The organism is Thalassolituus hydrocarboniclasticus, from assembly GCF_025345565.1.
In the GTDB taxonomy this organism is placed as follows: domain Bacteria; phylum Pseudomonadota; class Gammaproteobacteria; order Pseudomonadales; family Oceanobacteraceae; genus Venatoribacter; species Venatoribacter hydrocarboniclasticus.
The window spans coordinates 1,842,234-1,854,530 of the sequence record NZ_CP054475.1 but is presented as its reverse complement, the minus strand read 5'-3'; the positions used below and the strand labels follow the sequence as shown (position 1 = coordinate 1,854,530).

The following is a 12,297-nucleotide window of genomic DNA, read 5'->3' as shown; positions in this document are numbered from 1 at the left end:
AGGAACAGGCATAAAAAAACGGGAATTACCTGCGCAATTCCCGTTTTTATAGCCTGAGTCAGTAATGTCTTACAGTGCGTCCAGACCGCGGGCCAGATCACGCTGAATATCGTCGATATTCTCCAACCCCACAGCAACGCGCAGCAACGCCTGAGAAATACCGGCCTTCTGCCGCTCGTCTTCACTCAGACGGCCATGCGTGGTGGTGCCCGGATGAGTAATGGTGGTTTTTACGTCGCCAAGATTGGCGGTAATAGAAATCATACGGGTGGCATCCACCACCTTCCAGGCTTCTTCACGACCACCAATTACCTCAAAAGATAAAACTCCGCCAAAACCGCTCTGCTGTTTTTTCGCCAGAGCATGGCCAGGATGATTATCCAGACCGCAATAATTGACAGTTTTTACTTTCGGATGCTGCTGCAGCCACTGCGCCAGCTGCAATGCATTTTCACTGTGCGCTTTCATACGCAGCGACAATGTTTCCAGACCTTTGGTAAACACCCAGGCATTAAACGGGCTCATGGTCGGACCTGCTGAACGCAGCACGCCAATAACAGGTTCAATCAGTTCTGTAGAACCAACAACCGCGCCACCAATACAACGTCCCTGCCCATCGATGTATTTGGTCGCAGAATGCACCACAAGATCGGCACCCCACAGCAAGGGTTTTTGCAACGCCGGAGTACAGAAGCAGTTATCTACAACAAATAAAGCGTTAGCCGCTTTGGCGACTGCAGCAATGCCCTCCAGATCCGCCACGTCATTTAATGGGTTGGACGGTGATTCCAGAAAAAATAAACGGGTATTTTCCCGGGTCTTATTTTTCCAGTCATTCAGATCCAGTAAGTCGACATAATCGATCGACACATTAAATTTACGCAGGAATTTTTCGAACAGCATAATGGTGCTGCCGAACACACTGGCCGAACACAATACGTGGTCACCGGCTTTCAGGTGGGCGATCGCCACCGCATAAATAGCCGCCATTCCAGAAGAGGTTGCCGCACAGGCCTCACCGCCTTCCAGTGCCGCCAGACGGTCTTCAAAGGTACGGACCGTAGGATTGGTATAGCGTGAATACACATTACCCGCGGACTCACCACCAAAACGTGCAGCGGCTTCAGCAGCAGAATTAAACACGTAACTGCTGGTCGGAAAAATGGCTTCCGAGTGTTCACATTCCGCGCTGCGTACCTGACCTGCCCGCACCGCCAGCGTCTCAAAGGCACAACCGTCGAGATCCGACTGGTAACGGTCATTAAATTGCGAAAAATCGTTCATAGCGTACCTGTGCTCAGATTTCAGTCTCAGGACTCAGCTTCGTTGTGCAGATCAATGGCAACATTTTCTACCGCTGCACGTTTGCCTTTGCTGGCATCGTTGCGCAGTTGCGACAGACGATCAAAGTAGGCTTCGTTGATATCGCCGGTCACATATTCACCGGTAAAGACCGAACAGTCGAATGAGCGCGCTTCGGTTTTACTGCCTTCCAGACAGGCACTGATCAGATCGTCGAGATCCTGATACACCAGCCAGTCGGCGCCGATTTCTTTGGCAATTTCATCGGTGCTGCGGCCATGGGCAATAAATTCTTCTTTCGCCGGCATGTCGATGCCGTAAACGTTCGGATAACGCACAGCAGGTGCCGCCGAGGCGAAGTACACTTTATTAGCGCCGGCTTCACGTGCCATTTCAATAATCTGTTCGCAGGTGGTACCGCGCACAATAGAATCATCAACCAGCAGAACATTTTTACCGCGGAATTCCAGATCCAGCGCGTTCAGTTTTTGTTTAACCGATTTTTTACGCTGTTGCTGACCCGGCATAATAAAGGTGCGGCCGATGTAGCGGTTTTTCATAAAGCCTTCGCGGTATTTCACGCCCAGCTTGTTGGCCAGTTCCAGTGCCGAAGAACGGCTGGTATCCGGAATAGGAATAACCACATCAATATCATGCTCAGGATGTTCACGCATGATTTTTTCCGCCAGTTTTTCACCCATACGCAAACGCGCTTTATACACGGCAATACCATCGATGATGGAGTCCGGACGGGCAAAATAAACGTGTTCAAAAATGCACGGCGTTAAAGAAGTATTTTCTGCACACTGTTGGGTAAACAGCTCGCCTTCTTCGGTAATAACAATGGCTTCGCCCGGAGCAATATCGCGCTCAAGTTTAAAGCCCAGCGCATCCAGTGCTACCGATTCAGAGGCCACCATATATTCCGGTCCCTGTTCGGTGTCACGGCGACCAAAGATCGCCGGACGAATACCGTTCGGATCACGGAAAGCAACAATGCCGTAACCGCTGATCATCGCCACCACCGCATAACCACCACGGATACGGCGGTGTACGTTCTTAACGGCTTTGAAAATCACTTCCGGCGAAGGCTGCAGTTGTTTCTGTTCCTGCAGTTCATGGGCAAAAATATTGAGCAACACCTCTGAGTCGGAGGTGGTGTTGATATGACGCAGATCTTCGCGGTAAATATCTTCCGCCAGCTGTTCGGTATTGGTCAGGTTACCGTTATGCGCCAGAGTGATGCCATAAGGCGAGTTCACATAAAAAGGCTGGGCTTCCGCTGAGCTGGAGCTGCCGGCGGTCGGATAACGCACATGGCCGATACCCATATTGCCGGTCAGGCGCTGCATGTGTCGGGTACGGAACACGTCACTGACCAGACCGTTATCCTTACGCAGAAACAGCTTATTTTCAAAGCTGGTAACAATACCGGCAGCGTCCTGGCCGCGATGTTGCAACACCGTCAGGGCATCATAGATGGCCTGATTAACATGGGTTTTGGCAACGATCCCCACAATTCCGCACATGCGCGTATAACCTCAGCAGAAACTAAAAAACTAATTGGTAAGAGACATCACCTGATCAGCAGCGCCCGGCAGCGTTTTGCGCGCCCAGTCCGCCAGCGTGGTCAGATGAGGGATAAAGATTGAGTCCTGCCACCAGGCATCCTGGGGCACTAACGTAAACTGCAGACCATAGACAATGGCAACCAGCACCACCAGGCCACGGATCAGACCGAATACCATACCGAACACACGGTCGGTACCGCCCAGTCCGGTCATACGCACCATTTCAACCAATAAGTGGTTAACCATGGCACCGATGGTGACCGTACCGGCGAATAAAATTACAAAGGCAAGAATCCAGCGTACCGAGTTGGTTTCCACCACACCGGCTAATAAGGTTGCGAGGTTGCCGCTGAACAGACGGGCAATAATAAACGCTGCTATCCAGCTGGCCAGAGACAAAGCTTCTTTGACGAAGCCACGTTTCAGACTGATCAGACTCGATACCGCCAGAACGGCAAGTATCACCCAATCAATTACCGCCATTGATCGCCCCGGAGCTGGAAATTGGAAAGCGCGCAGTATACCAAAGCGGCTCGCTTAGGAAAGCAGTACTTGGCCTGAGGCGACGAAACCGGGCACTTGCTGCGCTCAATATTCACAGACAACAGCGCCCCGGATAAGGCTCACTCAGGACTCCGCACGGTAGCGTTTGATATGAATATCCTGCTGCTTCAGCTCCTTACGCAGCTGTTTCTGCAGGCTTTCAATCTGGCTGCGCTGCAGCTCTGGCCCAACATAAACCCGGGTCAGCTTATCGCCGGTAAATTCCTGGGTATACGCCTTGTAGCCTTTGGCACGCAGCTGATCACGCAGAGCAAAGGCATTTTTCTGCTCCGAGAAAGCCCCTAACTGCAGCGTCCAGGCATAGGGCAACTGGTTGCTGTCGAGTTCGGTACGGTCACTTTGTCCACGCGGAGGGGCCGGGTCGTTCTGTTCAACCACGTCCGTTTCCGGCACAGCTATCTGCGCAGCGGCTTCGCCAGAAGCCAGCTGCTCCAGCTCAATGCGGACCCGGCGCTCATCTTCAACACGGGACCATTCCGGCATATCCGGCATCGGCGGAATATCGCTCTGCAAGGCCAGCTGACTGCGCGAGCCGTCCAGCACAATCGGCAAGGCAATGGCTACCGCGACCACCGTAACAAAAGCACCGAGAATGCGTTTTTTCAGATGTTGTTCCATTGCCCCTTCCCTTCTGCCTCCTGTTGCTGCATCCACTCCAGCGCGGCCTCTACCGTATAAAAAGAACCGCACACCAGCCAGTGACCACTGGCCGGCAGTACATTCAGTGCCGCGGCGACCGAGTCAAAACAGTAAGCCGCTTTAGCCGTTAATGCCTGCGCACGTTCCAGCAACTGCTCCGAACTCAGCGCCCGCGGCCCTTCGAGTCCGGCCAGATACCAGTGTTCACTGGCCGGCAGAGCCTGAATCACTTCATTAACCGGCTTATCGCCCAGCATCCCCAGCACAATGCCATCCACCTGCTGCAACTGCGCACCAATATAAGCCGCAGCCTGCTCGTTATGGGCAACATCCAGCGTCAGCTGCAAACGCTGTTCCGCCTTCTGGCGCACATAGTGCTGCAAACGGCCGGCAACCTGTAAATTACCAACCACGCGGGCAACGACAGTTTGCTCCGGAAGTCGCCCCAGCACCGCCAGAGCCTGCACCGCCGTCGCAACATTATGATAAGGAATATGCGCAGCAGGCAGCTGCCAGCTATGCAACTCACCATTCTGCACAAAACGCAGCTCCAATCCTTGCTCAGAGCGCCCGATAAAGAAATCTTCGTCACGGCACAGCCACTGTGCACCAATAGCATCAGCGGTTTCTTTCGCCGTTGCAGGCGGCTGTGGCTGACCACACACCAGCGTTTGCCCGGGCCGGGCAATGGAGACTTTTTCGTAAGCAATCTGTTCCAGCGTATCGCCCAGCCAGGCCTGATGATCAAGACCAACACTGGTTACCACGGAAATATCCGGCTCAACGATATTCACCGCGTCCAGGCGCCCGCCCAGACCGATCTCCAGCACACAGGCATCCACCTGCTGTTGCTGAAACCAGTTGAGCGCAGCCAGGGTACCAAACTCAAAATAGGTCAGACTGGTATCACCACGCTCTGCCTCAACCGCGCGGAAACTTGCACAGAGATCGTCATCCGACACTTCTGCGCCATTGAGTATTACGCGCTCGTTATAACGGCGGATATGCGGCGATGAATAAACCCCGACATTCAGCCCCTGCTCGCGCAGTAAAGCGGCCAGCAATGCCGAGGTCGTGCCTTTACCATTGGTGCCGCCAACCAGAATCACCAGCGGCGCCGGGCGCAGACAGCCAAGCCGTTCGCCCACCGCTTTCACCCGCGCAAGACCCAGATCGATCTCGCTCGGGTGCATGGATTCCAGTCGCTGCAACCACTGCTCAAGGCCGGCCGTCTGAACATCAAAGCTCATGCGTTCAGGCATCCAGTGCCGTGCGCATGCTGCCAACCAGAGCAGATACCGCATCCTGCGCCGCTTTGGCATTATCAGCGTTAGCTGCGATCAGGTTAACGATGGCAGAACCGACAATCACCCCATCACACACCTTACTGACGGCCGCTGCGGTTTCGCCGGTATTGATACCAAAGCCGACACCAACCGGGATAGAAACATGCTTGCGGATACGTTCCAGATTGCGCGCAACGTCATCGACATCCAGCGCTTTGGAACCGGTTACGCCTTTCAGCGATACGTAATAGACATAGCCGCTGCCGGCATGGCCGATACGCTCAATACGCTCGTCTTTGGTGGTCGGCGCGATCAGGTAAATCATGTCGAGATCACGGGATTTGAAGAATCCTTCAACATCTACGGCTTCTTCCGGAGGCAGATCAACCATCAATACACCATCAACACCGGCTTCAACCGCAGCGACAGCAAAGGCTTCATAGCCCATGCGCTCAACCGGATTCAGATAGCCCATCAGCACAACGGGGGTGCTGCTGTTGGTTGTACGGAATTCCGCTACCATCGCCAGCACATCGTGCAACGAGGTGTTGTGCGCCAGCGCGCGCTCACAGGCCAGCTGAATGGTCGGGCCATCCGCCATCGGATCGGAAAACGGCACGCCCAGTTCAATAATATCGGCACCGGCGTTAACCAGTGCGTGCATCATAGGTACGGTTGCGTCTTTCTGTGGGTCGCCAGCGGTAATGTAGGGAATCAGCGCTTTTTTACCCTGAGCTTCCAGGCTGGCAAATGCATTTTTAATACGGGACATCTCAGTCTCCTGAATTCTGTTTAACCTCAGCGGACATCTCCGCTGAGCGATAAAATTGTTTTTGCTTGGTCTTCTGGCTACTGCACCCCAGAGGCACGGGGCGTTATGAGCGATGAAGATACAAGGCAAGAAACAGCGAAAGAGCGGAGTGTAGATCTCCTACATGAGCATCTTGAGCTGTTTCTTAACGCCGTAGCTTCGAGCGCAATAGCACCGAGCGGCTTAAGCGGTGACTCCATCCAAAGTGGCAATCGTATGAATATCTTTATCACCACGACCGGAGAGGTTCACAACAATCACCTGATCCGGCTTCATGGTCGCCGCCAGCTTCATCGCATAAGCCACCGCATGGGAAGACTCCAGTGCCGGCATAATACCTTCCAGCTGAGTCAGCTTATGGAAGGCATCCAGCGCCTCATCATCGGTTGCCGCTACATACTGGGCGCGACCGACATCTTTCAACCAGCTGTGCTCAGGCCCCACACCCGGATAATCCAGACCGGCAGAAATGGAATGCGTGCCCATAATCTGGCCATTCTCATCTTCCATCAGATAAGTACGGTTACCGTGCAGCACACCCGGACGGCCTTTGCTCAGCGGCGCCGCGTGATCGTCACCATCCAGACCCAGACCACCGGCTTCAACACCGTACATAGCCACTTCAGGATGCTTGATGTAAGGGTGGAACAGACCAATCGCATTCGAACCACCGCCAACGCAGGCAACCAGCGCATCCGGCTGACGGCCGAACTGCTCAACACTCTGGCGCTGCACTTCGCGGCCGATCACGCTCTGGAAATCACGCACCAGCATCGGGTACGGGTGCGGACCCGCCGCGGTACCGATGATGTAGAAAGTATCATCAACGTTGGTTACCCAGTGGCGCATGGCTTCGTTCATGGCGTCTTTCAGGGTTTTAGTGCCGGATTCAACCGCTTCAACTTCGGCGCCTAAGAGCTTCATGCGGTATACATTCAGCTTCTGCCGCTCAACGTCGGTCGAGCCCATAAAGACTTTACACTCAAGGCCAAAACGTGCCGCAACGGTAGCTGAAGCCACGCCGTGCTGACCGGCACCGGTCTCGGCGATGACTTTCTTTTTACCCATAAACTTGGCCAGTAACGCCTGACCAATGGTGTTGTTGATCTTGTGCGCACCGGTATGGTTCAGGTCTTCACGCTTCAGATAAATCTGTGCGCCACCACAATGGGCGGTCAGACGCTCGGCCAGATACAGCGGCGACGGACGGCCAACATAATGGGCCAGGTCTTTATCGAAAGCAGCCTGAAAATCGGCATCGTCACGCAGTTTTTTATAGGTTGTTTCCAGCTCATCGAGCGCAGCGCTCAGGGTTTCAGAAACAAAGCGGCCGCCATGAATACCAAAATGGCCACGCGCATCGGGCAGGTCGAGATCAAAAGGATTGTTGGTCGACACAGTACACCTCATTAACAAATGCTGTCATTTTGCCGTGATCTTTCACACCCTTGGCCGCCTCGACCCCACCACTGACATCCACAGCAAAGGGAGCCACCTGACGGATCGCAAGGCCAACGTTTTCGGGGGTCAGACCACCGGCAAGAATAATTGGTTTGGTTTGCTGATCAGGTACCAGCGCCCAATCGAAGGTTTCGCCGGTACCGCCGGGAACACCCGGCTTATAGCTGTCTAGCAGAATTGCCAGTGCGCCTGGGAAGCGCAGGCACGCCTCCACCACATCCGACGCTTGCCGGATACGGAGGGCTTTGATGTAGGGACGATTGAATTGACTGCAGAAGTCATGTTCTTCATCACCGTGGAATTGAAGTAGATCGATTCTAACGCTATCCAGAACATTTTGCACCTCAGCAGCATCCGGATTCACAAATAACGCGGTCACAGTAACAAAAGCCGGAACCGCTGCGACCACCGCCTGCGCCATGGCGATATCCACAGCGCGCGGGCTGGGCGCATAAAAAACCAGACCAATGGCGTCAGCTCCTGCTGCGACAGCGGCGGCGGCATCTTCGGCACGGGTCAGACCACAGATTTTAATTCGGGTGCGGCGATAGGAGGCAGACATAACGACTTCCGGACAATAAAGCCGGCATGATAGCAAGGCAGGCGCTGACATTCACCACGCCAGCATTGCCCAGAAAGAGGATCAGGTGCGACTCAGACCAGACTCAGAACCGGCTCAAGCAGAACCGGACCATAAGGCTTACAGGGAATATCAAACTGTTCCGGATAATCCACACCGACAAAGTACAGCCCTTCTCCCGGAGCGGTAACACCGGCCTGCTTGCGGTCGCGGGTAGCCAGCACTTCAGCCATCCACTCCACCGGCTTATGCCCCTCCCCGATTGGCAGCAGGACACCAACAATATTGCGCACCATATGATAAAGGAACGCACTGGACTCCAGCTCCAGCATGATGATATTACCCCAGCGCTTCACCTGAATATGATGCATGGTTTTGACCGGTGATTTCGCCTGGCAATCTTTGGCACGGAAGGCCGAGAAGTCATGCTCACCAATCAATGCCTGCGCCGCTTCGTGCATACGCTCCGCATCCAGCGGGTAACGCCACCAGGTCAGCTGATCGTGCTGCAGCGCCTGCTTAGTCGGAGAATTATTGATCAGATAACGATAGCGGCGGGCACGGGCTTTAAAACGCGCGTGAAACTCCCCATCAACCGGAGACACCCATTGCAGTGCAATACCATCAGGCAGATTGGTATTCACACCCATCAGCCAGCTGTATTCCGTACGCACGGCATGACTGTCGAAATGAATTACCTGACGGGTCGCATGCACACCGGCATCGGTACGCCCTGCACATGCGATCTCAACCGGGTGATTAGCTACTTTTGAAATGGCCGCTTCAAGAGCGGCCTGAATGGTGGGTTCGTTGTGATGCTTTTGCTTCTGCCAACCGTGGAAACGGGCACCGTTATATTCCACGATGGCAGCGTAACGCTGCACACCGGAGGTAAAACCAGACATTAAAAGACTCTATCAGGCCAGATTATCCATCAGACTGCGGGCATCCGCTTTCTGCTGATCCGAGCCTTCCTGAACCACTTCCTGCAGCAGTTCACGGGCACCATCAAAGTCTTCCATGTCAATATAAGCTCGGGCCAGATCCAGCTTGGTTGCACACTCATCGGTGCCAGCCAGGAAGTCGAATTCATCATCCGCAGCCGCCAGCTCATCCAGATCGATGTCTGCATTATCCACAGCGCCCGAACCAGCAACCTGAGGCACTTCCAGCTGATCATCAACAACCGGAACTTCCTCACCTTCCAGTTCGGAGTCGAGATCCGCCAGATCAGCAGAGAAATCCATCACATCATCAGAATCCCCACCCTCTGCAGCCAGAGCGCTTAAGTCATCGTCAGAGTCACTGGTTTCAAACGAGAAATCATCTTCCGCGTCGGCAACAGGCGATGTCGCCATAGCATCCAGTTCCTGCTCCAGCGCTTTCAGGTCATCATCACCTTCGGCCTGAGCAAAACCGGTATTTTCTTCCATATCGAATGAAAGGTCAGATAACTCACCGGCACCCGCCGCATCTCCGTCCAGCAGACTTTCCAGATCAGAAAGATCGGAATCAGCCGCGGCAGACGTCAGATCACCACCATCAAAATCCAGACTGAAATCATCATCCGCTGCAGCCGTATCACTACTTTCCGCAACAGGCTCAGCTTCAGCCGAATCATCTGCAGACAAGGAACCCAGATCAAAGTCGAGCGAATGATCGTCATCTTCGGTCACAACTGGAGCAGCTTCTTCAGCTACCGGAGTTTCCGTATCAAAATCACCCAGATCAAATTCAAGACCATCACCTTCTGAAGAAGGCTCCGCAGCAATATCAAATTCATCATCCGCCGCGTCTTCAACCTCAGCATCAAGCTTCGGAGCAGACTCGTTCAGGTCGAACTCAAGACCATCATCCAGATCCAGCGTCGGAACTTCTTCCAGGCCGGAGTCAGATGCACCGAGATCCAGTACCGCATCAGAGCTTTCTTCAGGCATATCTTCAGAAAGATCCAGCGCATCACCAAAGTCCAGGGCGTCAGCAAAATCCTCACCCATGGAATCATCCAGTGCAGGTATATCATCATCCAGAGAAAGACCCGCATCAGCAGCAGTATCAGCCGCAAGAGCACTGAGAGCAGCCGCCGGAGCGATTGGTGATGACAGACGGTTGCGCAACTGCTCAGCCTGTTGAGATGCTGCACGGTCACCCAACTGATTCAGACCCGCCTCAGCAACCGCAAAAGCTTCAGCCTCGTCCATCTCAACATACACTTCCAGCAACTTCAGGCGCAGATCAGAGCGGCTTGGTTCTTTTTCAATGGCATCAGACAGCAGATCAACTGCCTGTTCAAATTTGCCATAGGCAATATAGATATCAGACTCACTGATAACATCTTCCGTCTGAGCAACAGTTTCGAAGTGCTCTTCATGGTGTTCAGAGTCATCCAACCCTTCACCCAGATCCATATCAGCATGATCGGTATCCAGATCATTATCTGCTGTCAGATCATCTTCAAAGTCAAAATCATCGAGACTGGAAGGATCGGCATCAACATCAGCAAAAGCCAGCTCTTCGCCATTGAATTCTTCTTCCTGCTTGGCAGCCTTACGCTGTTTCAGTGCACGGGCAATCAGCAGACCAAGCAGAACCAGCACACCAAATCCGGCCAGCGGATACTGAGGATTACGCAGCATCTGATCCATCAGTCCTGGCTTAGGACGCTGCTGAGCTTCCTGTTGCGCCAGCATGGCTGCAACACGGTCACGACGCGCCTGTTCTTCAGCTGCTTTTGCCGCTGCTTCAGCTTCACTTTGCGGTGCAACGTCAGTGGCGGTTACCGCAGTATTATCCGCTGGCTGAGCATAATTAAAATCAATGTTCTCTTCTCCCTGAGCGGCGTCAGCATCCGCAGCCGGGGCAGCTTCAGGCGCAACGTCTGTTGCAGCTTCCGTTGTTTCAGCAGACGCAACATCGGCAGGAGCAGCTTCCGTTGCCTCAGCAGCCTGCTGAGCACCATCAACCTGCATAGTTGCTAACTGATCATCCTTCAGCGAGATCAGGCGCTGCAGGGTATTAATCTGTTCTTCCAGAGACTCCAGGCGCTCACGCAGCTCCTGATTCTCACGACGGCTTTTATCGACATTTTCCAGCGCGATGGCCAGATCATTTTCCAGCGCCTGCTGACGACCACTGCCTGTGCCCTGGCCAATATCACCACTGGTGCCTGCTGAGTCAGAATCATCAGTCTGAGCCGATAACAGACGAACCTCACCACCATCTTTGGCGGTTGCCGCTGCACCTGCCGCACCACGGCGTCCGGTCGCATCAATCTGCGCAGCACCGGCATTCAGTGCACGATTCTGACGATCGACCTCTGCAACAGCCTGACCAAACGACACCCGCTTGATGGCTTCTGCATCCGGAATACGCAACACCTGATGCGTTTTCAGGCGATTAATATTGCCGGCAATAAAGGCATTCGGATTTTCATTCTGGATAGCCAGCATCATCTGTTGCGGCGTTACACCACTGGCAGGACGGGTCTCAAGAGCAATCTGCCACAGAGTGTCATCCGGCTGAACCTTGTAGGTGCCCGGCGCTGCCGGCTCACTGTCCCAGCGATTAACCGCAACAGGCTGTGCCGGAGCCGCAATGGTTGCAGTGCCGCTTTCAGCCGGAGAGCTGACAACAGCACCCTGACCCGCAGGACTCGTCACCAGCGGACGGATGGATTCTTCCTGGAAGGTTGGCGGGTCCAGCAACAGGGTGTACTCACGCAGCACACGACCGGACGGCCAGTTCAGTTCAACCAGAAAGTTAAGAAACGGTTCGTTAACCGGCTCTCGTGAGGTCAATACCACACGATCACCTTCAACTTTGAATGTGATTTTGGTCAGGAAATATAAACGGTCAACGCCTGCGCGTTCAAAGTCACTGGCTGATGCCAGAGCCGGTTTAATTTCCCATTGCGATAAGCCATCGGTTTCAACCAGCTCGATTTCTGCCTGCAGAGGCTGATTCAGTGCCGACTTGAGAGTCAGTTCTCCCAAACCCAACGCCAGTAGCTGAGATGAGGCCGTCAATCCTCCGACCAGCATTAAGGTGTTCGCAAGTAGGCGCTTCATTGGTGCTTCCTTGTTG

The 12,297-nt window shown here is 53.9% G+C and carries 10 protein-coding genes; all 10 read right to left on the bottom strand.

The annotated features are described in order from the left end of the window. Positions 1–69: 69 nt before the first annotated feature. The 10 genes from HUF19_RS08045 to HUF19_RS08000 all read right to left on the bottom strand — a co-directional run bounded on the left by HUF19_RS08045 (position 70) and on the right by HUF19_RS08000 (position 12,281). Positions 70–1,284: an O-succinylhomoserine sulfhydrylase gene (locus HUF19_RS08045; protein ID WP_260999297.1), complete on the bottom strand. Its 1,215-nt coding sequence runs from the start codon at positions 1,282–1,284 to the stop codon at positions 70–72. A gap of 26 nt (positions 1,285–1,310) precedes the next feature. After that, on the bottom strand, positions 1,311–2,831 hold the full coding sequence (gene purF / locus HUF19_RS08040; protein ID WP_260999296.1) for an amidophosphoribosyltransferase: 1,521 nt from the start codon (positions 2,829–2,831) through the stop codon (positions 1,311–1,313). A gap of 30 nt (positions 2,832–2,861) precedes the next feature. Beyond that, positions 2,862–3,356 carry a CvpA family protein gene (locus tag HUF19_RS08035; RefSeq protein ID WP_260999295.1) on the bottom strand — a complete coding sequence of 165 codons (495 nt, stop codon included), beginning with the start codon at positions 3,354–3,356 and terminating at the stop codon, positions 2,862–2,864. 144 nt (positions 3,357–3,500) lie between these two features. Next, positions 3,501–4,055: an SPOR domain-containing protein gene (locus tag HUF19_RS08030; RefSeq protein WP_260999294.1), complete on the bottom strand. Its 555-nt coding sequence runs from the start codon at positions 4,053–4,055 to the stop codon at positions 3,501–3,503. After that, positions 4,040–5,326, bottom strand: a complete 1,287-nt coding sequence (locus HUF19_RS08025; RefSeq protein ID WP_260999293.1) for a bifunctional folylpolyglutamate synthase/dihydrofolate synthase — start codon at positions 5,324–5,326, stop codon at positions 4,040–4,042. Before HUF19_RS08025 ends, HUF19_RS08030 begins: the two co-directional genes overlap by 16 nt. Before the next feature lie 4 nt (positions 5,327–5,330). Further along, positions 5,331–6,134, bottom strand: coding sequence for a tryptophan synthase subunit alpha (gene trpA, locus HUF19_RS08020; RefSeq protein WP_260999292.1), 804 nt, complete (start codon positions 6,132–6,134; stop codon positions 5,331–5,333). 222 nt (positions 6,135–6,356) lie between these two features. Continuing rightward, positions 6,357–7,583, bottom strand: a complete 1,227-nt coding sequence (gene trpB / locus HUF19_RS08015) for a tryptophan synthase subunit beta (RefSeq protein ID WP_260999291.1) — start codon at positions 7,581–7,583, stop codon at positions 6,357–6,359. After that, positions 7,549–8,196: a phosphoribosylanthranilate isomerase gene (locus HUF19_RS08010; RefSeq protein ID WP_260999290.1), complete on the bottom strand. Its 648-nt coding sequence runs from the start codon at positions 8,194–8,196 to the stop codon at positions 7,549–7,551. The genes trpB and HUF19_RS08010 overlap by 35 nt, the downstream gene beginning before the upstream one ends. Before the next feature lie 92 nt (positions 8,197–8,288). Further along, on the bottom strand, positions 8,289–9,119 hold the full coding sequence (truA, locus tag HUF19_RS08005; RefSeq protein WP_260999289.1) for a tRNA pseudouridine(38-40) synthase TruA: 831 nt from the start codon (positions 9,117–9,119) through the stop codon (positions 8,289–8,291). Positions 9,120–9,131: 12 nt separating this feature from the next. Then, complete coding sequence (locus HUF19_RS08000; protein WP_260999288.1) at positions 9,132–12,281, bottom strand: FimV/HubP family polar landmark protein; 3,150 nt, start codon at positions 12,279–12,281, stop codon at positions 9,132–9,134. Positions 12,282–12,297 lie beyond the last annotated feature (16 nt).